A 24,481-nucleotide genomic window follows, 5' to 3' on the forward strand; every position below is an offset into this window, starting at 1 on the left:
ACCAGGCGTCTCAGGACTATCCGCGCAGGATCAGGAACGTAACGAGGCAGGTGATAAACGCCCCGAGGATGAGAGCCCAGTCTCCGTAGTCCTTGTCCCGCGTCACGAGACCGCCCACCACGCCGATTCCCATCCCCACCACATTGACCAGGAAGTAGCCCGTTGAGAGGACCTGACGGAATCCCTCTCCGGTGAACAGACCCGGGAAGTCGGGGGAAGGGAGCGAGGAAACGTGCCCACTCGCCCATCCCCAGAGTCCTAGCGCCGCCCACCCGATCGGGATCTGCAGGACTGGCACGAGGCCAAGCAGCATGACGAAGACCATCGCAAAGAAGAACAACCCCACCTTTCCTTCGTCGTCATCATCAGCGGGTTCCTTGCTGTCCCTTCGTGATGTTTCCGAGGAGGCTGCGCTGAATGCCGAGGGGGGAGGCGGCGGAGGGCCTGGGGGCGGCGGATCCCGTCGTGCGTCGGTCAGCTCCCGCAACCGATCCGCCGCGTCCGGGTCACCGCCGTCACGCGCCCGGGTCAGCCAGTGACGGGCATCGGCGTCACGCCCCTGGTCGGCCAGCAGGATGCCCAGGTTGTACATACCGACGGTGTCGCCGTTGTCGGCCGCTTTCCGGTAGTGCTCCTCGGCTTCTCTGAGCCGTCCCTGATTGTGCAGTGCGTTCCCGAGGGTGTTGTGCGCGTTCGGCTCGACCTCCACCGCCTTGCGCAGCCAGTGCTCCGCCTCGCTGTCGCGTCCCGCCTTGACGAGGAACATGCCGTACCCAAAGCCCGCCCCGACGTTGCCCGCGTCGATCGCCTGCCGATAGGTGCGTTCGGCTTCCGGCAGTCGGCCCAGTTCGACGAGCGTGTTGGCGAGGTTGTTGCGGCCGGCCAAATGCCCGTGGTCAGCCGCGTGGCGGAACCAGTGTTCGGCCTCGCTGTAGCGTTCGGCGTCGAACAGGAGATTGCCATAGCTGATGGCGTCCGCGGAGCTCCCGCCCTCGATCGCCCTGCGGTACCACTCCTCGGCCGTCCCCGGGTCGCCCTGGTGATCGACCAACAGGTCGGCGTAGTGGCCCATCGCGGCCGGGTCCCCGGCTTCGGCGAGTTCACGATAGAGGTCCATCGCCTGGCTGACACCGCCGTTTCGAAGCGTCAGATTGGCCAGGTTCCGTTTGCCGTCCACATCGCCCGCGTTGGCAGACCGGCGATACCAGACCTCCGCCTCCGCCTCGTTCCCCCGCGCGCTCAACAGAACGCCGAGGTTCACCATCGCGTCGACGTCGCCCCCCGCCGTGGCCTTCCGGTACCACTCCTCGGCTGTGCCCACGTTGTCGTTGTGCTCGGCCAGGACGCCGAGTTGGAATCCGGCGTTGGATTCCCCGAGGTCGAACGCTGTGCGCAGCCACGTCTCCGCCGCGCCTACTTGGTCGAGGTCCGCGTGGAGGGACCCGAGCCGCAACGCCGCCTGCGGGTGGCCCGTGCGTGCGGCCTTCTCGTACTCGAGCATCGCGGCGGCCGAGTTGTCCGCTCGTTCAAGGTCCTGCCCGCGCGCGAACGCCAGCTCAGCGTCCGAGTCGTCGGCCGCGTCGTGGTTGTCTGGGGGGCCACTTCCGGCGGAGCGAGGCCGTTCTCCCCGTGGGGGAGTGGGGGGAGGAGTGTTGGTGGCGGCGAACCCGGGGTACTGTCGCGTCGGCGGGTCGGGGGGCGTGACCTCGGTGGCATCGTCGCTCACGAGCTTCGTCTGTGCCGTGACCATGGCGGTGAGCGGTTCCGGCAGCCACGCCTTCTGGGACGGGATCTGGCTGGCCATCCGCAGGAGCTCCGGAAGTCCCGGCCGCCGCACCGGATCCTTCGCCAAGCAGCGGTCGAGAAGCTCGCGTAACCCGTCGGGGACGTCAGCGAGGTCTGGGTCCCCGTCACACACCCGGCGCATCTGTGTCAGGGGGTGACCGGTCCCGAACACCGGCCGGCCTTGGGCGGCGAACCCGAGGAGGGCGCCGAGCGCGAACACGTCGCTCGCCGGAGTGAGTTCCCGGTGTTCCACTTGCTCCGGCGACCAGAAGCCCGGCGTCCCGATCGCCATTCCGGTTTTGGTGAGCTTGGTTCCGTCGGCGAGGTGGGCGATCCCGAAGTCAAGGACGCGCGGTCCGTCCTTGGCGAGAAGCACGTTTCCCGGTTTCAGGTCCCGATGGACCAATCCGCTGCGGTGGATGTCGCGCAGCGCTTCACTCAGCCCCGCCCCCAGTGTTCGTACAGTGCCCTCGGGGAGCGGCCCGTGCTCCGAAACCGCCTGGTCCAACGTGGGTCCGGGAATGTAGACCGTGGCCAACCACGGGGTCGCGGCCCGGATCCGCATCCACCACCGGAGCCGTGAACGCCCCACTGACCTGCCGCACCGCGTCGATCTCCCGTGAGAACCGATCCCGGAACTCCGAGTCGGCGGCCAGCTCCCGGTGAATCACCTTCACCGCCACCAGCCGGTTGCTCAGCGACTGGCCCAGGTACACCAACCCCATCCCACCAGCCCCGAGCCGCCCCAACAGCCGGTAGTCGCCGATCTCCGGTGGGTCACTGTCATCCAACGGCTGCATGCGCACGAACTCCGAGGGCGAGGGGTGATCGATGCCCACTATTCAACATGAGCCGCCACGACCCCGTCGAATCCCCACCCTTCCCGGATGAGTCTTCCCCGTCTCGCCCATCCCCGCGTGCGCGGGGCTTTCACAACGACGGACGTGACAGTGCGCGAATCAGACGGTCCATCCCCGTGTGCGCGGGGTTTTCCGAACCCAAAGACCGGTCGCCAGATCACCAACCGGTCCATCCCCGTGTGCGCGGGGTTTTCAGGGCGTGACCTGGGGTTTTTCGGTGTCGTTATCGTTTCGCGATGGTTGGGGTGCGATCCAGCGTCTCATGATGCCCCCACAGAAGGGAAAGTGGACGATTGTCGTCCACTTTTTGTGTCGATGTGCGTGCTCGACCGTGGAATCGCGGACAAGGTACGTCCTCGAATCACCACTCACTCCGTTCGGGTGGAGTGTCTGGGGTCGGCGATGGGGCCGGCGACCTGGGGGTCTTCGGGGATGAAGACGATGGACCACGTGGACATGTCAATGTCGTAGCGGTCGTAGGGGTCGGCGGCGGCTTCGTTGACTGTGGTGGGGTTGCAGTATTGGGGCACCGTGGCGTCGCGCCCGCCGGCTTCCAGCATGGGGGCGACCTGTTCGCAGGACATGTCGTCGAAGAAGGCGCGCTGGATGCCGGTTCCCGACCATCCCTCCACGAACTCGCCACCGCCAGAGACGAACTCCTCGGCGACCGTCATCGCGCGGTCGCAGTCGACGTCCCAGGCGTCGGCGTGGACGGTGAACGCGGATCCGTCCGGAGTGTTCACGGTGCCGCAGCCTGGTGTGTAGACGAGCAGGGTGTGCATGGCCGACTGGACGTTGTATTCCACCTCCGGCTCCGCCACCTCCACTGGTGCGTCGAGTTCGGTGAAGGTGACCGTGGCCTCCCAACCGCTCGTGGTGTAGGCCATCTGGACCGGGTTTCCCGCGTCGTCGATCCAGACCTCTCCGGTGGCGTCGAGCTCTCCCACGGTCTCACCGAGGCCGCGCGGTGCGAGGAAGCTGCCGGAGTAGCGGGTGGTCGTCGTGTCGCCGAGGGTCTCGTCGCCCTCGTCGGTGAGATCGTCGGCCGTCGCCAGTCGGCGCAGTGGTTCGACGATGGAGTCAACGGAGTAGGAGTCCTCCGTGAAGCGGTCCGTGGTGGCGAACCAACTGGCCGGGTCCCGCATGGATGTGCCGTAGGCGTGGATCTCCCCGTCGACGTTGGCCACGATTTCGTTGCGCTGGTCTGGGACGTCCACGGCTTCGCCGTCGATCTCGCTGAGTTCCGCCATGAAGATCGGGACGGGATCCGTGGCGTACCGAACGTCGAAGCCTGTGGCGGTCGCCTGGAGCACCTCCTCCACCGCTGTTCCGCTGGCCACGGAGTACTCGTCGGCGCGTTCGGCGGTGAACTGGCGGGTGAACTCGGCGGCGAAGCCCTCCCCGTCGGCGAGAACCTGGGCCGCCTGCTCGACGATCTCCTGGCGTTGGCTCGCGGCCTGGGCGTCGACGGCGTAGTATCCGCCGGTCCCCACCGCGGCCACGGCCAAGGTCCCCCCGGCCGCGATCGCGACGGTCTTGGTCGTGAACAGGCCCGCGGCCGTTCCGGTGGTGGCTGTGGTCATGCTGGCCGCCGATACAGTGCCGCCGGCCCCGGCCGAGGCCGTCCCCGCGACGGCGCTCCCGCCGGCCGCGGTGGACGCGGACGTCGCCACCGCCGCGGCCCCCACGAGTCCCACGCCACCCGCCAAGGCGACCCACGCGCGCGGGTCGTGGCCGGCGGCGTCGAACCCCCGCCAGACGTTGCCGAGGAGCGCGGCCAGACGGATCCGCGCCTCGGATGGATGGGCCGCCGCCGTCTCGGGGGTGCCCGAGGCGAGTGCGAGGCTCTCGCGGAAGCACTCCAGCGCCAGCGGGCGGTCCGCGGCCACGGGGGAGAGCGCCCGTTCCAGCAGTTCAGCGAGGTCGGGCGGGACGCCGAGGAGGTCCGGGGTGCCGTTGCGGGTGCGGTCAAGCACCGCGCCGGTGTCCCCCACCCCGAAGGGAGGTCGCCCCGTCGCCGCGAAGGCCACGAGCCCGCCCCACGCGAACACGTCCGCCGCGGTGGTGTCGTCCCCGCCGGCGATCCGCTCCGGGGACATGTAGCCGGGCGTGCCGTACACGCCCTCCTCCGGGCTCCGGTCCTGTGCTCGGCGGGCGATTCCGAAGTCCAGGACCCGGGGGCCGTCGGGGGAGAGGACCACGTTTCCGGGTTTGATGTCCCGGTGCAGCACGCTGGCGATGTGCAGCGTGTGCAGCGCCTCGGCGGTACCGGCCGCGAAGGCGAGCAACGCGTTGCCGGTGAGTGGGCCGTGCCGGCGAACGTGCCCGGTGAGGGTGAGCCCGGGCACGAACTCCGTCGCCAGCCACGGCTGTTCGGCCTCGGCGTCCGCTCCCAGGAACCGGGGGGCACACACGACGCTCAGGTCCCGCATCACCGCGACCTCGCGGGCGAAGGTGTCCCTGTAGGCCGGGAGCCCGGCGAGTTCCGGCTTGATGACCTTCACCGCCACACAGGTGTCGTCGACATCCAGCGCCGCGTAGACCGTCCCCATCCCGCCGGCACCGAGCCGGCCGATCACCCGGTAGGGGCCGAGCTGGCGCGGGTCATCGGCGTGGGGCGCTGTCAGTTCCGGGGGTGCGGAGGGATGGGGAGAGGACATGCACAGGAGTGTCGCATCCCACGGGGTGTTCTCGTAGCTCAGGGTCGACCGGCGATCACATATCCGGCAAAAGGTGCGGGATTCCCCTCGTCGAGCACCGACGATGGTCGGAGAGTCAACGGCCCGTGCACCAACGACTCACGTGAGAGTGAGGTAGTGGTACCGGCCCACCTCGGTGAAGCCCAACCGCTCGTAGACGCGTTGCGCGACCTCGTTGTCGGGGACCACCTGGAGCCACAGGTGGCGCACCCCCCGCCGCTGAGCGGCCCGTGCCAGGGCGCCGATCACCGCCCCGGCGTCCCCGTTCCCACGCGCCTCGGGACGGACTCCGAGGCAGGCGAGGCCACCCCAGTCCTCCACCAAGGCCAGCCGCCCCACCGCGCGCACCGATCCACCTCCGGCCGTTCCGGGAATCTGGCCGAACAGGGCCGGGCCACGGGTGAGAACCTGGCGAGCGGTGTCCCAGTACCGCTCACGGGGTTCCGGCCGGTCGACGTCCCACCAGGCGTCCAACCACGCCTCACTCGGGCTGTCCCGCACCTCCACCGGGGAACGGGCGGGGCGCAGCCGCTCCAGTACGGTCGACAACTCGGCCGCGAGATTGAGCGTTGGGGTCCGCGCCTCGTAGCCACGCTTCTCCAGCCGCGCCTCCAGGTCCGAGGGGCGGACCGCGTCGGAGATGTGGAACGTCGGTGCGAGCCCTCGGGCCGCGTACAGCTCCTGCACCTGATCGATCGCCGCGTCGACGTCGGCCGGCTCGTGCAGAGCGAGAACGGAGTTCGCGCGCTTGGTGAACCCGTCGGCCGTGCGCACCAACCACCCGTCAACGTCAATATTGGTCAACCCGGGCCACGCCCGGTCGCTCAGGAGGTCCAACCGTTCCGCATCGATCATGCCCCGACGGTACGGGAACCCAGCTCCCCTCGGCCCGGAGGGGCGTGGCCGATGGGTCGACGACCGCGGATAGGAGCCCCGGCGAGGACCGCGACCTCCCGCCGGTCTATCCCCGGCGTCTCCCCCGGACGCTGCCTCGCCGTTCCGCCGGCGCGTTGAGGGTCGAAGGACGCGCCCTCGCCGCGCGATCTCTCGCATCCCCACTGGGACAGGACCGACCGGCGGGCGTGCCTTGTCCACGGGCCCAAGGGGGTGCCGACGCCCCGCACCCCTTCCAAGCCCCGTCCCGCTGGCGGTCCCTCCGTGCTGGGACGGGACGGTGTTCGTGCTGAGTGGGTATGGCGTCGCCGCCTGGCACGAGGTGCGGGCCACACCCTGTCGGGCCGGGCGTCGCCAAGCGTTGAGCGCGAACCCCTACCGCTGACACGGGGACCAGCGCGGCCTGGACTCCACGACTGCATCGACCACTCCCAGTCCGTTCCTTGCGGTCTGGATGGACGCTGTCCTGGGGCAACGCCGACAACCCCGACCTCTGGGCGTGGTTGGGGCATGGGCGCTCGGCGCCTGTGGTTGTTCGGTCGGCCGATCGAACACTCGTGGCCCCACGAAGCCCGGAGTGAGGGCGCGGGCCTGTCGCCCCGTCCCGTCCCTCACCCCCGCTCGTCGCGGTCGCGTGGTTGTCGTGCCGAAACCGGAGCTTCCAGCGGGTCGCGCCAACCCCCGGGCAAGAGTCGGCTCCGGGGGCGCGGCCCACCCGTGCGAACGAGCGGCTATCCCACTCCACGAAAACGGACGAGGCCGCGTCCGCCCCCTCCGCGGGCGCCGAGGTCATCCTCGGGCCCGCACCTCACCCCTGTTCGTCGCGGGGACGGGTGGCCGTCGCGCTCGGGGTGATCTCGACGATCAGGTGTTTGGTCAGGGGCTGCTCGCTCTGTGGGCTGTAGTCGCCGAGGGCGCACAGCGCGTTGAGTTCCGGCATGTACCCCGTCGCGCAGCCCTGCGGGATGTCGTAGGCGATCGCCCGGTATCCGTACACGGTGCGGCGGCTGCCGTCCTTGGCGATGCTGGTGACGTCGATGAGGTCGAAGGAGACGAGGCCACGGTCGGCCATGTCCTTCTGGTGCATGTAGATCGCGGTGCGCAGGTTGCTGAGCCCGCGGTAGCGGTCGGTGTCGGAGTAGATGGTGGTGTTCCATTGGTCGTGGGACCGCACGGTGCTGAGGGTGAGGCGCCCTTCGCCTGGGTCGGTGTCGGGTAGTGGTGCGAGGGAGAACTCGGCCCGTCCGGACGGAGTCTCGAACACGCGCTCCCTGGCCGGCTGGGCGATTCGGAAGCCCAAGGGGTGCCGCACACGTCGGTTGAAGTCCTCGAACCCGCGCAGCACCGAGCCCATGGTGTCGCGGACGGCGTCGTAGTTCTCGCCGTAGTCCGTCCAGGGTTGTGAACTGTTGGGCAGGGTGGCCATCGCCAACCCGCTGATGATGGCCTCCTCCGACCGGAGGTGTTTGGAGATCGGGTCCCGCATGCCGTAGGACAGGTGCACCATGCTCATCGAGTCCTCCACGGTGGTGCCCTGGGTGCCCGCCGCGGTGATGTCGCGTTCGCTGCGGGCTATGCAGGGGAGGATGAGGGCCTTCTTGCCGTGGACGAGGTGGCTGCGGTTGAGTTTGGTGCTCACCTGCACTGTCAGGTCGCAGTTGCGCAGTGCCTCGAAGGTGCGTGGCGTGTCCGGTCCGGCCAACACGAAGTTGCCGCCCATCCCCACGAAGACCTTCACGTCGCCGCGCAGCATGGCCTCGATCGACTGCACCGTGCCGAGTCCCCGCTCCCGTGGCGGCTCGAAACCACACACGTCGCGGAGCCGGTCCAGGAACTCCTCACCCGGGTGGTGGGTGACGCCGCAGGTACGGTTCCCCTGCACGTTGCTGTGCCCCCGGATCGGGCAGGGCCCCGCCCCCTCCCGGCCGATGTTGCCCCGCAGCAGCAGGAGGTTCACGATCTCCCGCACCGTGTCCACACCGTGCTCCTGTTGGGTGATTCCCAGGCACCACGCGACGATGGTGCGTCGCGACCGCATGTAGATGTCCGCCAGGTGCCGCATCTCCCCCTGGGACACTCCCGACACGCGCTCCAGGTCCCGCCACTCCGTCTCGGCGCACAGCCGACGGTAGGCCTCGAAGTCGTGGGTGTGGTGGGCGATGAACTCGTGGTCGACGGCCCGCGGATTGGCCTCCGTCGCCTCCAGGACGGCCTTGGCGACACCTCGCAACACTGCCAGGTCCCCGCCCACCAGTGGCTGCACGTTCAGGTCACCGGTGGAGGTGGCGTGGAACGTCCCCATGGACACGAACTCGTGCGGCACGATCGTCTTCTCCGAGGCGAGCTCCACCAGCGGGTTGATATGCACGATGGAGGCGCCGCGGCGGTGGGCGTTGGCGAGACTCGTCAGCATGCGCGGCGCGTTGGACGCCGCGTTCACACCGACGATGAACAGGGCCTCGGCCTCGTCCCAGTCCTCGAGCATCACCGTGCCCTTGTTGGTGCCCAACGAGTCGGTCAGCGCTCGACCGCTGGCCTCGTGGCACATGTTGGAGCAGTCCGGCATGTTGTTGGTACCGAACTCCCGCACCCACAGGTTGTACAGGAACGAGCCCTCGTTGCTGAGCCGGCCCGAGGTGTAGAACGTGGCCTGGTCCGGCGAGTCCAGCGCCCGCAGCTCCGCGCCGACCATCTCGAAGGCGCTCTCCCACGAGATCGGCACGTAGTGGTCGGTCTCGGGGTCGTAGGAGAGGGGCCCCGCGATCCGGCCGGCCGCCTCCAGCGCGTGGTCACTCCACTCCGACAGTTCCCGCACGCTGTGCCGGGCGAAGAACTCCTTGCCGACCGTCTTACGGGTCATCTCCCAGGTGACATGCTTGATCCCGTTCTCACAGATGTCCAGGTGCAGGCCATGACGGTCGTCGGGCCACGCGCAGCCGGGGCAGTCGAAGCCGCCGTTCTCCTGATTCATCGTTACGGTGGCCCGCACCCCGTTCACGGGTTCGCCGCTCTTGGCGATCACCCGCGCCACGGACTTCGCCGCCCCCCACCCCGCGCTGGGGTGGTTGTAGGGCCGCCAGTCGGGTGTCCCGCCGCCAGGCCCCCGCCCCGGCGCGGGGGAGTGCGGTGTCCCCACACTGAAGTTGTCCTGAGGTGCGTCGCCGTCAGTCATTCGGTGCTCCCGGTCGTGGGTTGCGGACATTGCCGCCGCCAAGAGGTCACTGCTTCGGCGGCGCGGCAGCGTGGATGTCGCTCAGGGTTGGGGACCTTCGGCCAGCATCGCCACCTCACCGGCGCTCCAGCCGCCGTCCACGGCCAGCTCGGCTCCGGTGACGTAGGAGGCGCCGTCCGACAGCAGGAAGACGTTGGCGGCCGCGACCTCCTCCGGCTTGCCGACCCGTCCCTCCGGCGCCAGCGGGTACTCGTGGTCCGCGGCGATCGCGCCCGCCTCGTGTGTCATCGGTGTGGCGATCATGCCGGGATGTACCGAGTTCACGCGGATCCGGTACAGGGCGAACTCCTCGGCCGCGATCTTGGTGAGGCCGCGTACGCCCCACTTGGACGCCCCGTAGCCCGACGTCAGGGGAACCCCGATCAGGCCGGCCGCCGAGGACAGGTTGACGATCGACCCACCCCCGACGGTGCCCATCGGGCCGAGCATCGCCTTGAGCCCGAGAAACACGCCCACGAGGTTGATCCGGACCACGCGTTCGAAGTCCTCCAGGGGTGTGTCCTGGATGAGGGTCCCCGAGCTCACTCCGGCGTTGTTCACCAACCCGTCGATGCGCCCCAATGTGGTCTCGGCATGATGGACCACCGCCTGCCAGTCGTCCTCCCGCGTCACGTCGTGGACGTGGAACTCCACGGCGCCGCCCAGACGCTCGGCGGTGGCCTGCCCCTCGTCCACCAGCACGTCAGTGATGAGGACCCGCGCCCCGGCCTCGACACACTGCCGCGCCGTGGCCTCCCCGATCCCGCGCGCGCCACCGGTGACGACGATGACCTTCCCGCCGAGATCCCGCATGCTGCCCCCTGGAGGTCGACTCATCTCCGGAACCTCGCCGGGGTCGACAGGGCGTAGTACCAAGCCGCGGTTCGGACTCGGGAAAATCTCCGCACAGGGCACAACCGAGGCCGAGTGCCGGGGTTCACGCACACCCCGGCCACCCGCCGACCACGAACCCGTCAATGGGCGGTCAGCGGGAGCGAAACGCTGGTTACCAGGGGCGAATCCGGCTGAAGAGCCGCTCCCATCGGGCCGCGTAGCTGTAGCGGAGCTGGATCGCGTTCGCCAGGCTCGTGGCGCGGTCCACGACCGGCTTGGCCATGTGCTTTCGCCCGGCCTTCCGGTAGACGCGGCCCATGCTGTAGAGGGTCTCGACCAGTACCCGCGGATCCTGCGCGCGTTCGGCGATGCTGACGGCGTGCTCGACTCCCCGCACCGCCTCCTCGTTTCGGTGCAGGGACACCGCCACCACAGCCCACGTGGACAGGGCCAGGGCCTGCAGGCCGACGTGTTGGAGTTCCTGGGCGAGCTCGGTCGCCTGGCGGGCGAGCTGCTCACCGTTACTCGTCTGCCCGCTCTGGGCTGCGGCGATCGCGCGCACGAACAGGCTCTCGGCGATCACACGGCGGGAGCCGAGCTGGTTCGCGATGATCAGGGCCTCTTCGGCGAGGTTCGACGCCGTCGCGGAGCGCATGATGATCAGCAGGGCGATGGCGCGTTCCCGCAGTGCCTCACACCGCAACAGTGGCGCGGCGCTACGGGAAGCCCACTCCAGGCCGTCCTTGAGGTAGCGGTCGGCCGTGATCGGGTCCGCTCCGTGCAGGATGGACAGCCGCCCCCGTCCCACACTGCATCGTGCGATGACCAGGCTCACGTCGCCCTGTCGCGCGATGGACTCCGCGTGCTGGAAAGCGACATCGGAGTCGGAGTATCGACCGCGTCCGAGCAGCGTGGTGGCCCGGCAAAGCTGGAGCCGGGCGGCGTAGGCGGTGGGCGGCGGCCCCTGTTCCGCCATGGCCCTGTCCGCGGCCATGAGCTTGGCGTCGACCTCCGCGAAGCGCTCCAGCTCCGAGAGGGCCTCGGCCTGCCCGAGCAGGGCCTCCGCCCGAACCGCGTGGTCGGTCGGACCTGCCGCCTTCTCGGCCGCGATCCACCGGTCCAGCGCGGCGACCGGATCGTACAACGCGGCCAACAGGTCGGTCGCCGGCAACACCGGGCCTCGCGCCACGGGTGGGGGAGTATCGCCGGGAACAGCGGACGCGAAGCCGCCCGGCGGCACGGAGTGCCTCGCTCCTGGCTGCGGTGCGTGCGACGCGGCCGGGGGAGGAGAGGGCATGTCCGCCTGCGGAGGCGGGGAGGCCGCGGGCGCGGTGGGCTGGGCAGCGGCCTTCGCGGCCACGGCGGCGGTGCCCGTCGCGGGGGGCGGCGCGCCTCCCAGCAGGAAGTCCAGGACGTCCCGCGAACTCGGCCGGTCGTCGGGCCGTTTCTCCAGGCACGACCGGACGATCGGCAGGAGCAGCTCGGGAACCCCGTCCAGCACCGGTTCCCCGGTGGCGACGCGGGCGATCCGCGCCATGTTGCTCTCGCCCGGAAACGCCTGGCTCCCGGTCGCGGCGAACACCATGACGACGCCCCACGCGAACACGTCGGCGGCGGAGGTCAGCCGGTCCCCCTCCAGTTGCTCCGGCGCCATGTACCCGGCGGTCCCGACCATCGTCGCCGAGGTGACGGCGGTTCCCTCGACCGCTCGCGCGACCCCGAAGTCAATGACGCGCGGCCCCTCCGGCGCGAGCATGATGTTGTCCGGCTTCAGGTCACGGTGCACCACCCCAGCCGCGTGGATCGCGCACAGCGCGGTGGCGGTCTGCACGGCGAGCCGCTGCAGGTCACTCCCCGACCGGGGCCCGTTCTCCGCGACCGCCTGCTGCAAGGTGGGCCCACTCACGAACTCCGTGGCGATCCACGGCCGCTCCGCCCCCGGGTCGGCATCCAGGATCTCCGCCACACAGAACCCCTGCACCTGCCGCGCCGCGGTCAACTCCCGCGCGAACAGGTCCCGCACCTTGTCGTCGTCGGCCAGATGCGGATGCAACAGCTTGACGGCCGCCTGCCGCCCATTCTCGTCGCGCCCCAGGTAGACGCTACCGAACCCGCCGCTGCCGAGCTTGTCCAACAACTCGAACCCGCCGACGCTGTCCGGCTTGTCCGCCATAACCGTCCTCCCCGAAGGCATGCCGCGAATGACACCCCAACCCTAGATCCTCCAGCGACGACCACCGGCCCCCAAGCCGCCGAGAGAACGTCCTCCTAGCCGCCGGGAGCGGGATGCCCCTAGTAACGGCGTGTCTACGGTCTTCGGCATCCGCCAAGTACGCCTCAGCGGCGGCAACAGCCGGCCGAATCCCCACGCAGCAGAGTGCCCCAAGCCGGACACACAGCGAGGCCTCGAGGCGGCCCATCCCCGCGTCTGCGGGGCTCACCGAACTCCGCTACGTGGTGGCGGAAGTGTGATCCGGTCCATCCCCGCGGGTGCGGGGCTCACACGTTCGCGGGGATCGACCGCGCCACATCCCGCAGGTCCATCCCCGCGTGTGCGGGGCTCACGGCGGGCGGCGTCCAAGGCGACCACCCACCTGCAGGTCCATCCCCGCGTGTGCGGGGCTCACGGCACCAACACACACAAGCCCCGGCAGAACCTGGTCCATGCCCGCGTGTGCGGGGCTCACGAGTTGACGCTGCTCGACACCAACCAGGTCCCCCGGTCCATCCCCGCGTGTGCGGGGCTCACGGTGAACACGATCCCGGATGGGTCGTGCGAACCCGGTCCATCCCCGCGTGTGCGGGGCTCACCATCACGTGACACGGTGTCGGTGCCCGTCGCCCGGTCCATCCCCGCGTGTGCGGGGCTCACTGAATATCAACCGCCTCGTCGACCGTGCGTGACGGTCCATCCCCGCGTGTGCGGGGCTCACAATTCGATCTCGTCGTATACAGGCATGGGGTCCGGTCCATCCCCGCGTGTGCGGGGCTCACCCCGACACGACCCGCATCCAGGAGAGCATCGTCGGTCCATCCCCGCGTGTGCGGGGCTCACCCGGCGCGAGGGGGAAGGAGTCAGGCGCGCGTCCGGTCCATCCCCGCGTGTGCGGGGCTCACCCGCCTGAACCTCGAACGAGACGACGTGGCGACGGTCCATCCCCGCGTGTGCGGGGCTCACCGCGATCATCTCCTCGATGTAGTCGATCGTCAGCGGTCCATCCCCGCGTGTGCGGGGCTCACCAGCGTCGGCGCCCCCGTGGTGTTAGTGGTGACGGTCCATCCCCGCGTGTGCGGGGCTCACCCGCCCCCACACAGCAGGGCCCCACGCCGGTCCGGTCCATCCCCGCGTGTGCGGGGCTCACCTGTCTGTCCCGGCCCCGGGAGACGTCCATTCGGTCCATCCCCGCGTGTGCGGGGCTCACCGTTCCCGGAGGACACACCACTGGCCCGGACCGGTCCATCCCCGCGTGTGCGGGGCTCACGGCGGAGAACCCCAGGATCTCCGCCACCCACGGCGGTCCATCCCCGCGTGTGCGGGGCTCACACATCAACCGCACACAGCACTGTCAACTCCACCGGTCCATCCCCGCGTGTGCGGGGCTCACACGATCTCCGGGGAGATGCCCCGGGCCGAGACCGGTCCATCCCGCGTGTGCGGGGCTCACTGTACACCCGCGATTCGATGTGGGGAGGCTTCCGGTCCATCCCCGCGTGTGCGGGGCTCACCTTAGAGCCCCCGTGTCCGATTTCTCCTGGTTCGGTCCATCCCCGCGTGTGCGGGGCTCACCGGCAGAGACTGCGGGAGTTGGGGACCCGGTTCGGTCCATCCCCGCGTGTGCGGGGCTCACACCACGTTCATGGGACTCCTCCCGGAGTCACTGGTCCATCCCCGCGTGTGCGGGGCTCACACCGCCACCACACGCCCAACCAGGACACGAACCGGTCCATCCCCGCGTGTGCGGGGCTCACTGCGCGGGGTAGGGCATGGGATAGCGCGTGGGCCGGTCCATCCCCGCGTGTGCGGGGCTCACCAGCGCGCGACCTGGGGTTCCTCGGTGTCGTTATCGTTCCGCGACGTTCGAGGTGGGATTCAGCGTCTCATGACACCCAAAATGAGGGGGAAGTGGACCATTGTTGTCCGCTTTGCTTGCCGGTTTGCTTGCTCGATTGGGGAATCGCGGACAGGGCGTGTCCGCGATGGCCGTGGAGTGTGGGGCGCCACGGGCGGACATCCACCGCTCGTCTCCACATGCGCGGGGCTTATCGGACGCGACCGGGGCTTCTTTGGCGCCGGTGCAGCTTCGCGATGTCGGGGTCAGGGTTCTTGTTTGATCGTGGCCTCGAAGACAGGGGAGAGAGCCGCCTCACCGTCCTTGGTCCCGCAGGTGGGCCTGCAGCTCCTCGTGGACTTCGGGGTCGTCGGGGGTGTCCGCGAGGCGTTCCCAGAGGGTGGCTTCGGATTCCTCTCCGGTGGAGGCGAGGCCCTTGGCGAGTAGGCGCATGGCGCCGGTGTGGCCCTGGGTGGCGGCGCCGCGGAGGAGGTATTCGGGGAGGCCGGCGCCCTGTTGGGCTCGGAGGACGGCCAGGTCGTACATGGCGTCGGCGTGGCCGCGCTCGGCGGCGGTTTGGAGGAGCTTCTCGGCGTCGGACTCCTCGCCCTGGCGGCGGAACAGTAGGCCGGCCTCGTAGAGCGGGGTGGGGTCGTCAGGGGCGTCCGCGGCGCGTTCCCACAGGGCGGCTTCGGCCTGGTCCTGTTCGCCGCCGTGGTCGCGGAGCACGGTCGCCAACAGACGGACCGAAGGCGGATTCCCGGTGTACGCGGCGGCGCGGAGCCAGCGTTGCGCCTCGGACATGTCCCCTCGGCGGCCGCTCAGCATGCTGAGGTTGTGCATGGCCTTGGCGTCTCCCGCGCGGGCGCCCCTTCCGAGCCAGCGGGCGGCGTCGTCAAGGTCGTCCTGGCGCAGACGCAGCGTGCCGAGCAGGCTCATCGCCCGGGTGTTGCCGCCGGTGGCGGCCGGGGTGTAGGCCTCCACCGCGTCGTCGAGGCGGTCGTTGTCCTCGAGCAGGATGCCCAGGTTGCAGGCCGCGTCCAGGTCGCCGTCGTCGACGGCGGCTCGATACCACTCCTCGGCGCCGGCGACGTCCCCCTGTTGCGCCAGCAGGTACCCCAAGTTGAACCGCGCCCCGGCGTTGCCGGTCCGCGCCGCCGCGTGCAGCCATTCGGCGGCCTCGTCGGTGCGTCCCTGTTCGGCCAGGTAGGCGCCCAGGTTGTTCATCGCGCGCGCGTCGCCGTCACTCGCCGCGGCGCGGAGCTCGGCCTCGAGGTCGACGCTCGCCCCCGGCTCGGCATCGTCAGGCTGAGACCGATCGGCGGAGGTGGGCATGGGCAGCGGCCTTTCACTGGGAGGGGGTGGCAACGAGGGGATGTTCCCTATGATGGACGCCGCTTGGGAGTGAGCGGTTCCGCGCGAACCGTACACCCCGTGGGGAACGCGGCGTGACACGCGGTCACCCGTGCGGCCCGGCCGCGGCTCTCAGAGCAGGGAAGAACCGTCCCGATCAGGAGGACAACGGTGGCCCGCAGCGATTGGCTCAACCTGTTCAGCATCGAGCACGCCCACCCCCTCGACCCGCCGGAGGCGGTGGGAACGCTGCGCATCCTCGTCGAGGAGTCACAGGGCAGCGGCTGGTTCCCGGTCCTCATGCCGCAGGCGTACACCGACTGGGTCGAGGCCTCCTCGGCGATGCTGGAGCTCGCCCGCACCTACCTCCCGTCGAACCTGTCGTCCCCCACGGAGCGCCTGGTGTTACGCCAGGACGAGAACACGTGTGTCGTCATCCTGCGTGGGTTCGGGCGTGACCACCACGCCAGGATCACCATCTGCGAGCGGTTGGAGGCCCCACCTCCCGTGCCGCCCGCCGACGACAACCCCTACTGAGCACCCATCACTCCGCGCTGGTGCTGGGCTCCTTCCGGTAGAGCAGGTCGACGTAGTCCGGGTGGAGTTGGATCCAGCCCTTGTAGAACGGACAGACAGGCAGCACCGCCAGCCCGCGCCGGCGCACATCGTCGAGCGAGTCCCGGACGAGCTGGCTGGCGACCCCCAGCCCCTCGTACTCGGGTTCCACCTCGGTGTGGGTGAACGTGATCAGGCCGCTGGTCAGGATGTAGTCGGCGAACGCGACCACCCGTCCGTTGGCCTCCTCGTCGCGGGCTTCGTAGCGATTGTTCCCTGGAACGTCGGCCACGTTCAGCTCCACGCGGCTCACCTCCTGCTCGGGACTGCGAATGGGTCGGTCACTCCGTACGGGCACGCCAACGCCGCCTGGTTCCACCCCAGAAGGTTGGCGCCCGCCGTATAGGCGGCTTGGTAGAAGTCCAGGACCGCGGCCCGCGGATTGGCCGCCTCGCGGGCCGTGTTGTAGGGGAGAACCGCCAGGTGTCCGTGGCCGCTGGCCATCCACCGGGCGCCGGGCGGCAGCGGAGCGTTCGTGAGACCTTCCGGTTCCGGCGCCGTGTAGGAGTAGAAGGTGGGCTCGGGGATGGTGTCGTCGCCGAACCAGAATCCGAAGCTCACCACGTCGCGGGAGTAGGCCTCCCGGATCACCGATCCGGCGTCGCGTGGCTGGCTGATGTGCATGTCGTGGAATCTCGTCATCGCGATATCGAACGTGTGCCAGAAGTGGTGCACCGGACTGACCTTGCCGGAGTAGTCCGCCGCGAACCGTTCCAGCACCATCGCGACCTGGCTCAGGACCCGCCAGTACCGGTTGGCGTGTTGCGGGACGTAGGTGTGGTGCTCGTTGTCCTGCTCGAAGGGGCGGTCGGCGTCGGGTAGATCGAAGGGGTAGGGGTGGTTGATGGACGGTTTCACCCCGAGCCCGCCGAGGAGGTCCATCACCTCGCTGTAGAACGTGCCGACGGTGTGTCCGGTGAGCGGGAACGAGCCCTCCGCTCCCTCCAGGGTGTTGGCGACGACTCTGTGCCGCACGAAGTCGAAGTCGACGGTGAAGATCGGATTGCCGTCCTCCAGCCCCATGGGACGGGTCGTGATGCCCTGCCCGGTGAGGTGGTAGGGGACGTGCCACCAGTGGTTGCGGCGCACGCTGTGCTCCAACCGGACCTTGCCGATGATCTGGAGAAATCGGTGCAGCGTCTGCTTGGTTCCCTCCCATTCCTCCAGCGGGATCGGGGGAAACAGTTCGGTCCGTGGCTCCATGCCGGGAAGTGTTCCCGGGGACTTTGGCTTCCACCTCAGCGTTTGTCCCCTCCATGCGGCGTCTTTCCCGATCCTTTGCCCGCACCCGCCCAGCGGTGAACACTGGACGGGCCGCGCCGCCACCTCGGTCGGCGGCGGGGACGAAACGGGTACACCGACGTCATTGGTACGGAGGGGCACGTCGTGGACATCCACCATCCGATCTTCGCCCGGGTCTACCGCCGGGTTCGACGCGGCATGGACCAGAGCGGTGTCGCCGAGCAGCGCCACCGGCTCCTGGCGGGGCTGACGGGCGACGTCGTGGAGGTCGGGGCCGGGGACGGCGGGAACTTCGCGCACTATCCGCCATCCGTGAGGCACGTCCTCGCGACTGAGCCCGAACCTCACCTCCGCCACAGCGCGCACGCCGCGGCCACGACGGCGCCGGTCCCGGTCACCGTGGTGGCGGGTCGAGGGGAGGAGATCCCCGCCGACACTGGTCACTACGACGCTGTCGTCTTCACTCTGGTCCTGTGCAGCGTCGCCGACCAGGCCGCGGTGCTGCGTGAGACGGCGCGGGTCCTCAAACCCGGCGGCCAGATCAGGTTCCTCGAGCACGTCGTCGGCGGGGGCCCAGCGATGCGACGAACGCAGCGCGTGCTGGACGCCACCGTCTGGCCTCGCCTGGCCGGAGGCTGTCATCTGGGCCGTGACACCCTGACCGCGATCCAGGAGGCCGGATTCACCATCGACGACCTCGACCGCTTTCTGCTGCCCGAGCGTGCGACGCCCGCCTCCTATCACATCCGGGGGATCGGACACCGGGCCTCCGACTGACCCCCCATGCGCGTCCCCCGGGCGACCCCGCGACTATCGTCGGGGCATGCCCGATCCCGCGTCCGCACAGCGACACAACTCCGTCCCGGGTTCGGTGCACGGCACACTCCTGCAGGTCGGCGACGTGCACGGCAGCATCCACCTCCATGACGCCGGCACGCCCCCCAAGGAGGAACCGGACGTGTGCCTGGACGCCCCGCGACTGACGACCCCCATCCACGGCCGACACGCACTCCTGGAGGCCCTGGACCAGGCGTTGACCCACCCTGACGGGCGTCCGCGGATCCTTACGGGGCCCGGCGGCATCGGGAAGTCCACCGTCGCGGCCGCCTTGGCCGAGAAGGCGCGGAACCGTGGGGTTCTCGTGTTCTGGATCCGCCCCGGCTCGGTCGCCGAGTCGATGCTCGAGATGGCCGTGGAGCTGGGAGGAGACCCCGCGCAGGCCGCGCGCCTGGCCGGAACGCCCCGCCGTGCGGCGAGGTGGGTCTGGCGGACGCTGGCGAGTTCCCCCGAGCCGTGGCTCCTCGTCTTCGACAACGTCGACCAACCCGCCGAACTCGATCCCGAGAACGCCCCCGCCGCCGGACTCGGCTGGCTACGCGGCGCCGACCGTGGGCTCGTCGTGGTCACCACGCGCGTCGCCGACCCCGTTGTGTGGACCCACGCGGCGACCCACTCCGTGGCCGAACTCGACCCAGCCGATGCCGCCGCCGCTCTCGCCGACCACGCCGGTCTGCCGGACTCGCCAGGAGCCGCCGAGCTCGCGCAGCGCCTCGGGGGGTTCCCGCTCGCACTGTCCCTGGCCGGACGGGCTGTCGCCACCCATCACTCCCTGTTCGCCGACTTCGACGCGTTCCACGCCTACCTCGGCGACGTCGCCGCGCGCCTCGACACGCTGGCACAGAACGCCGACCCCCGCCAACGCAGCATGGCCAGCACGTGGACCGTGTCCACCGATCTCCTCGCGAGTACCCCCCACGCCGCGCCCCTGTTCGACCTCCTGGCCCTACTCGGAGCGAACGGGACCGAGGTTCCCGTGCGGCGCCTCGTGGTCGACGAACTGCGGGGAGGCCCGGTCGACCTCGCCGACACCCTGGACGAGACCACGGTCGCGCGGGCGATCAACGCCCTGACCGTGCAAGGCCTCATCACGATCGAACGACCGCGATCGGCCCCGGTCATCCAGATGCATCCGTTGATCGCCGAGATCGCGCGGTCCCGACTGGGGGAGCGCGCCGAGGAGACGGCGTCGCTGGCGGACCGACTGCTACGGACACAACGGGACCGGGACCTCGTCTTCGAACACGCGGGTCACACGACCGTCGCCCAGGTCCGTGCCGCGACACTCGGGGAGGACCACTCCGACACCCTGGCATCGGAACTGGCTCGATCCCGGGCCATGATGCTACGCCGACGGCCTGGCATGGTGGACGACGCCGCGGCGCTCGCTCGCCGGGCCGCCACCACCCTGGGTCCCGAGCATCCGGTCGCGCTTCAGGCGCTGCACCACCACGGCGACGCACTGGCCGCGGCGGACGAGCTCGCCCACGCCGCGGACATCTACACCCAGGAGTGGGAGCTGCGACGCCGTCTCCACGGCCCGGACAGCGACGGTGCCCTGGGCGCGCGGCACCAACTCGCCATGGTCGCCCTGAAACGCGGCGACCTGGACACCGCGAAGACCGGCTTCTCGTCACTCGTGGCGGCCAAAGAGGCCACTGACGGCCCCCTCGACACCACAGTGCTGTTCGCTCGAGTCAACCTCGGCTGCATCGCGATGGGGCGGGGAGACCACGACGACGCTGAGGCGTGCTTCCAGGAGGTCCTCGCGCGCTGGTGCGAACGCGAGGGCCCCGACCACCCGGACGCGACGGACGCGCGCTATCACCTGGGCTGGCTGGCCTGGGAACGGGGAGACACCAAGGCGGCGGAACGCTGGCTCATCCAGGTCACCCAGGAATGGGAGAGCTCGGTCGGCCCTGACGACCCACGTACCGAACTCGCCCGGGGGTTCCTCGCCACGATCCGAGGTGAGTAGGAGCAGACCTCATCGGGGGGTTGGTGATTTCGGTCGGGGGTGACGACAGCCACGCCACGACGCACGGCAGGGAGCCCCGCCCCTCCCCGCAGGCGCGGCGCGGGCACGTCGGGCGATCCGCGGCCACGCGTGGCGCGGCACCGTCGACCGGACGCGTCGCGTGGCTCGCTTCAGGCCCGTGACTCGCCCACCGGGCGCGCACTCCACGCGGCCGTTCTCAGGCCGTGCAGGAATCCCACCCACGAGGCGGCGTCGAAGGTGAGACACGCGCCGGCGCGGTTCTGGGAATCCCGGACGAGGACGCGTCCCGCGTGGCTCGCGCACTCCACGCAGTTGCCGTCCGACATACGGCTGTAGGTGGACGTCGTGAAACTCAGGGACGTGTCAATCGGTGATCACCGTGTTCCGGTCGCGAGCGTACGGTAGCGGCCCTGGTAGCGGACGAGCGGAGCGGAACGTTCGCCGCGAGGTCCGGAGACCTCCACCAGCTCGGTGACGTCCGCCAGGTAGACGACATGGTCGCCGGCCAACGTCCGTTCCCGAACGCGACAGTCCAGGGCGGCGAGCGCGGTGTCCAGGACCAGCGCCCCCGAGACGGGTGCGCGGTGGTGGGGCTCGTTGGCGAGCAGCAGCCGGGCGCTGGGGCGTCCCTCCGCGGAGAACCGGCCCGCGACGGCCCGGTGTTCCCAGCCCAGCAGGCTGACGGCGAACACACCCTGTCGATCCACGGTCTCGGTCAGGTAGCTGTCCTCGGTGAGGCTGACCATGACGATGGCCGGGTCGACCGAGATCGACGCGAACGCACTCACGGTGCTGCCCACGTCGTCCCGGCCGTCGGCCACCGTCACGACGGTCACCCCGGCGGCGAACACGCTCATCGTCTCGGTGAACTCGCTCGCCGAGAACTCAGACGGCACTAGCGGATCTCCCACGTCCCCGGCATCGTCAACGGTCCGGCCGCCGGCAGGCCCAGCCGCGCCGACACCGACGCCAACGCCCCCCAGGAGTCGAGCCGGAGCCGGGACGCCGACACGGCCGCGTGCCGGTCCTCACTGGACTCCGCGGGCAGGAACCTCTCCAGCGCCCCAAGCCGGGGGAAGTGCTGCAGCGGCGCCCGGTCGGACAGGCCCGCGCGGGACCGGGCCAGTTTGGCCGCGGTCTCCACGCCGCCGAGCTCGTCGACGAGGCCGCGCTCCCGCGCGTCCCGCCCGGTCCACACCCGCCCCCGGGCGACCTCGTGCACGTCCTCCACCGTCATCCCACGTGCGTCGGAGACCTTGGCGGTGAAGTCGGCGTAGATGTGGTCAAGCAGGGCGTTCACACGCTCCCACTCCGACTCGCTGAACGGCTGGTTGGTGGCGAACATCCGCGCGTGCTCCCCGGCCTGCACCGAGTCGACGTTGACGCCCACCTTGCCCAGCAGTTCGGTGATGACGGGCTTCGCCATGTACACACCGATCGACCCGGTCAGGGTCCCCGGCTGGGACACGATGGCCTCGGCACCGAGAGCGACGAAGTAGCCGCCGGACGCCGCGACGTCCCCCATGGACACCACGACCGGGATCCCGGACTCCCGAGTGAGCGCCACCTCCCGCCAGATGGTATCGGAGGCGGAGTAGGAGCCACCGGGACTGTCCACCCGGAACACGACCGCCCGCAGGTGGGGGTCCTGGCGTGCGGCGCGGAACGCGGCCGCGACCGTCTCGGCACCCATGGTGCTGCCTCCGGGGCCACGACGGCTGCGACCCGCCATGATCGGACCGTTGCCGCTGATCACGGCCACGTAGTCGGAGCGGCGCACCGTTGGCACGCGGCCGGCGAGCGTCGCCACCCGGTTGTAGCGGCTGACGTACTGCAGGTGCGGGTCGCCGGTGCCGTCGGAGCTCGGAACGCGAAACCGGCTCAGGAAGTCGGAGTAGACCTCGTCGCGGTAGGCCTGCCGGTCGATGAGGGAGTGCTGCTCGGCTTCGCCCGCCATGTAGGGGCCGCCGTCGACCAGGGTGCGCACCGTCTCCGGGGTGAGATCCCGCCCCTCGGCGATTCCGTCGACCAGTTGCTCGCTGACCGAGTCGACGATCCGACCGGCCGCCTCCTTCTCCGGCTCGGTGTAGCCGCTCTTGGTGAAGGTGTTGATGGCGGACTTGTACTCGTGCCGGGCCCCGGCCTCGTACTCGACCCCGGCCTTTTCCAGCGCGTCCTTCAGGAACGTGTTGGTGACGGTGACGCCGGTGAGCCCGACGGTGCCCGAGGGCTGCAGCGCGATCTCGTCGAACGCGCACGCCAGGTAGTAGGGCACGCTGCCCGGGCCGAAGTCACCGAAGCTCTCGGACCAGGCCAGGGTGGGCTTGCCCGCCGCGCGGAAGACGGCCACCGCCGCGCGGAGTTCCTGCACGCGGGCGAGCGAGATCGGCCGGCCGCCGACCTTCGCGATCAGCGCCTTGACCCGTGGGTCGGCGGCGCCGCGCCGGATCCCGTCCACGATCTCGGGTAGGCGGGGACGGCGCATGGCGAGGATCTGGCCGAGCGGGTCGGACGGAGGTTCGTCGACGAGCCCCTCGGTGAGGTCGAGCTCCAACACCAACGGCGCGGTGCGTCGTTGTCGGAGTTTGGACACGGACTCCAGTAGCTGCGCGAGATCGACCATGGGGTAAGGCTAGTCGGTGCCGGCGGAGCGGGCGAGCGGGCGAGGGAACGTGGGCGCGCCCGGTCACGGTACATTGTCCGCGCCGAGCGTCGTCCCCCTGACGGCGGTCCTTAGGGTCAACGAACTGGGAGGTGGGATGCGGTTCAGCGCCGGTCTGAGCGCCGCGGTGTTGGTCGCTGTCACTGGGTGTGGGGCGGGCGAGTCCGCCGACACCTCGCAGCCCGCGCCCGAGCCGGACACGACCTACAGCGGGATCGTCCCTCCGGTCGACACCAATCCGCTGGAGGAGTCGGACGGGGCCGCCATCGACGGAGTCCAGGTGCGAGTGCCGGACGACTGGGAGGTGGGTGAGTCCGACGGCTCCCTGTGCGCCCAGCCCCCCGAACACACCGAGTGTGCCTACGGCGCGTTGTTGGTGATCCCCGAGGCGTCGGACCGGATGCCCGGCGGGTGGCCCGCGGACGACTTCACCGACGCCGACGGATGGGCCCCGGGAGGGGAGGACGGATGCCGCAGTGAGGACGCGGCGGGAGGAAGCGTCGACAGCGGTGACGCCGATTTGACGGTGCAGGGCTTCACCGACCACGCTGACGGCCGAACTTCCCACCACTCGGTGTGGAGCGTGGACTGTGACAATGGTGAGAGTTTTGAGGTCCGGCTGTGGTTCCTGCCACAGAGTGACGTCGCCGCCTACGTGTGGTCCGTCGACCCCGGACACGACCAGGCCTATGACGCCATCGCGCAGTCGATGGACGTGAGCGAGTACGCGGGGTGAGGACGTGAGTGGGGACCAGACGGCCGGTTCCGGCGACGGGACCCGCAAGGAGTGGGGACTGCTGACCTTCCCCGCCCTGGAACGTCCCGACCTGCTCGCACGGCCGGTCCTGGCCGCCCTGCGCGAGTGGAAGGCTCCAACGCCGCTGTCGGAGGTACGGGTCGCCGAGATCGATCCCCAGCTGGCCGACACCGCGGAGTGCTGCGCCGCCTACGACATCCCGATGGGCGTCTCGGCCAACTGTGTCGTCATCGCTGGACGCCGAGCGGGCGTCACGTCGTTTGTGGCGTGTAATGTTTTGGCCACCACCCGTGCGGACGTCAACGGATTGGTCCGTCGGTGGATGGGGACTCGTAAGGCGTCGTTCGCGCGCCAGGACGATGTTGTCGCGGCGACGGGGATGGAGTACGGCGGGATCACGTCGATCGGTCGGCCACCGGAATGGCCGACACTGGTCGATGCCGAGATTCCGCACCTGTCGCGGGTCGTCATCGGCAGTGGAATGCGCGGCTCGAAGCTCGTGTTGCCGGGGTGGACCCTGGGTGAGCTTCCGGGAGCGACGACGCTTGAGGGATTGGGTAAACCGGTCCCCACCAGCGAGTCTTAAGCAGCAGCAGGACCTCGACGGAACCGGCACAGAGCAAACTCCGTCATACTCGTGTGAGAGACATCCCCGAGCTACCGTGCCGATCCGGGTGCCGAACA

Annotated in this window: 17 protein-coding genes and 2 CRISPR repeat arrays; of the genes, 5 read left to right on the plus strand and 12 right to left on the minus strand. The window is 69.9% G+C overall.

The features are described from left to right. Nucleotides 1-16: 16 nt before the first annotated feature. The 7 genes from J4H86_RS22970 to J4H86_RS23000 all read right to left on the minus strand — a co-directional run bounded on the left by J4H86_RS22970 (nucleotide 17) and on the right by J4H86_RS23000 (nucleotide 15,667). Nucleotides 17-2,350 carry a serine/threonine-protein kinase gene (locus J4H86_RS22970; protein ID WP_236540268.1) on the minus strand — a complete coding sequence of 778 codons (2,334 nt, stop codon included), beginning with the start codon at nucleotides 2,348-2,350 and terminating at the stop codon, nucleotides 17-19. Nucleotides 2,351-3,013: 663 nt separating this feature from the next. Further along, nucleotides 3,014-5,305, minus strand: a complete 2,292-nt coding sequence (locus J4H86_RS22975) for a serine/threonine protein kinase (RefSeq protein ID WP_236540270.1) — start codon at nucleotides 5,303-5,305, stop codon at nucleotides 3,014-3,016. Between the two features lie 138 nt (nucleotides 5,306-5,443). Next, entirely contained in the window at nucleotides 5,444-6,199 is a 756-nt protein-coding gene (locus tag J4H86_RS22980; RefSeq protein WP_236540272.1) for a GNAT family N-acetyltransferase, read from the minus strand. Nucleotides 6,200-7,046: 847 nt separating this feature from the next. Beyond that, nucleotides 7,047-9,410 carry an FdhF/YdeP family oxidoreductase gene (locus J4H86_RS22985; RefSeq protein WP_236540273.1) on the minus strand — a complete coding sequence of 788 codons (2,364 nt, stop codon included), beginning with the start codon at nucleotides 9,408-9,410 and terminating at the stop codon, nucleotides 7,047-7,049. 81 nt (nucleotides 9,411-9,491) lie between these two features. Further along, complete coding sequence (locus J4H86_RS22990; RefSeq protein WP_236540275.1) at nucleotides 9,492-10,286, minus strand: SDR family oxidoreductase; 795 nt, start codon at nucleotides 10,284-10,286, stop codon at nucleotides 9,492-9,494. Between the two features lie 169 nt (nucleotides 10,287-10,455). Beyond that, the gene (locus J4H86_RS22995; RefSeq protein WP_236540277.1) at nucleotides 10,456-12,456 is read right to left on the minus strand and encodes a serine/threonine protein kinase; all 2,001 of its coding nucleotides are present in this window, start codon (nucleotides 12,454-12,456) and stop codon (nucleotides 10,456-10,458) included. Between the two features lie 239 nt (nucleotides 12,457-12,695). Beyond that, a CRISPR array of direct repeats spans nucleotides 12,696-13,890; the repeat unit is 30 nt; unit sequence CGGTCCATCCCCGCGTGTGCGGGGCTCACC. Nucleotides 13,891-13,980: 90 nt separating this feature from the next. Continuing rightward, nucleotides 13,981-14,315: a CRISPR direct-repeat array (repeat unit 30 nt; unit sequence CGGTCCATCCCCGCGTGTGCGGGGCTCACC). A gap of 332 nt (nucleotides 14,316-14,647) precedes the next feature. After that, nucleotides 14,648-15,667 (minus strand): tetratricopeptide repeat protein, encoded by a 1,020-nt coding sequence (locus tag J4H86_RS23000; protein ID WP_236540278.1) that lies wholly within the window; start codon nucleotides 15,665-15,667, stop codon nucleotides 14,648-14,650. Nucleotides 15,668-15,856: 189 nt separating this feature from the next. Here J4H86_RS23000 and J4H86_RS23005 point away from each other — a divergent pair, with 189 nt between their 5' ends. Continuing rightward, nucleotides 15,857-16,222: a hypothetical protein gene (locus tag J4H86_RS23005; RefSeq protein WP_236540279.1), complete on the plus strand. Its 366-nt coding sequence runs from the start codon at nucleotides 15,857-15,859 to the stop codon at nucleotides 16,220-16,222. 7 nt (nucleotides 16,223-16,229) lie between these two features. Here the strand turns inward: J4H86_RS23005 and J4H86_RS23010 are convergent, their stop codons facing one another. Both J4H86_RS23010 and J4H86_RS23015 read right to left on the minus strand, forming a co-directional pair. Then, the gene (locus tag J4H86_RS23010) at nucleotides 16,230-16,544 is read right to left on the minus strand and encodes a GNAT family N-acetyltransferase (RefSeq protein WP_236540280.1); all 315 of its coding nucleotides are present in this window, start codon (nucleotides 16,542-16,544) and stop codon (nucleotides 16,230-16,232) included. Nucleotides 16,545-16,549: 5 nt separating this feature from the next. After that, nucleotides 16,550-17,503, minus strand: coding sequence for a DUF5996 family protein (locus J4H86_RS23015; RefSeq protein ID WP_236540282.1), 954 nt, complete (start codon nucleotides 17,501-17,503; stop codon nucleotides 16,550-16,552). Between the two features lie 183 nt (nucleotides 17,504-17,686). On the opposite strand from J4H86_RS23015, the gene J4H86_RS23020 reads away from it, so the two are divergent. Then, on the plus strand, nucleotides 17,687-18,319 hold the full coding sequence (locus tag J4H86_RS23020) for a class I SAM-dependent methyltransferase (RefSeq protein ID WP_236540283.1): 633 nt from the start codon (nucleotides 17,687-17,689) through the stop codon (nucleotides 18,317-18,319). A gap of 46 nt (nucleotides 18,320-18,365) precedes the next feature. Then, nucleotides 18,366-20,357, plus strand: a complete 1,992-nt coding sequence (locus J4H86_RS23025; protein ID WP_236540285.1) for a tetratricopeptide repeat protein — start codon at nucleotides 18,366-18,368, stop codon at nucleotides 20,355-20,357. 170 nt (nucleotides 20,358-20,527) lie between these two features. Here the strand turns inward: J4H86_RS23025 and J4H86_RS23030 are convergent, their stop codons facing one another. From J4H86_RS23030 to sppA, 3 genes are read right to left on the minus strand one after another with little or no spacing between them, the layout of a single operon-like run. Continuing rightward, nucleotides 20,528-20,746: a DUF397 domain-containing protein gene (locus tag J4H86_RS23030; protein WP_330932542.1), complete on the minus strand. Its 219-nt coding sequence runs from the start codon at nucleotides 20,744-20,746 to the stop codon at nucleotides 20,528-20,530. Nucleotides 20,747-20,752: 6 nt separating this feature from the next. Beyond that, complete coding sequence (locus J4H86_RS23035; RefSeq protein WP_236544137.1) at nucleotides 20,753-21,235, minus strand: flavin reductase family protein; 483 nt, start codon at nucleotides 21,233-21,235, stop codon at nucleotides 20,753-20,755. Between the two features lie 38 nt (nucleotides 21,236-21,273). Continuing rightward, nucleotides 21,274-23,001: a signal peptide peptidase SppA gene (gene sppA, locus J4H86_RS23040; RefSeq protein WP_236540288.1), complete on the minus strand. Its 1,728-nt coding sequence runs from the start codon at nucleotides 22,999-23,001 to the stop codon at nucleotides 21,274-21,276. A 136-nt stretch (nucleotides 23,002-23,137) separates the two neighbouring features. Between sppA and J4H86_RS23045 the strand changes: the two genes are divergently transcribed. After that, nucleotides 23,138-23,776, plus strand: a complete 639-nt coding sequence (locus J4H86_RS23045) for a hypothetical protein (protein ID WP_236540289.1) — start codon at nucleotides 23,138-23,140, stop codon at nucleotides 23,774-23,776. A gap of 4 nt (nucleotides 23,777-23,780) precedes the next feature. Then, nucleotides 23,781-24,383 carry a YbaK/EbsC family protein gene (locus J4H86_RS23050; protein ID WP_236540291.1) on the plus strand — a complete coding sequence of 201 codons (603 nt, stop codon included), beginning with the start codon at nucleotides 23,781-23,783 and terminating at the stop codon, nucleotides 24,381-24,383. Nucleotides 24,384-24,481 lie beyond the last annotated feature (98 nt).

Origin of the sequence: Spiractinospora alimapuensis (assembly GCF_018437505.1) — a bacterium.
In the GTDB taxonomy this organism is placed as follows: Bacteria; Actinomycetota; Actinomycetes; order Streptosporangiales; family Streptosporangiaceae; genus Spiractinospora; species Spiractinospora alimapuensis.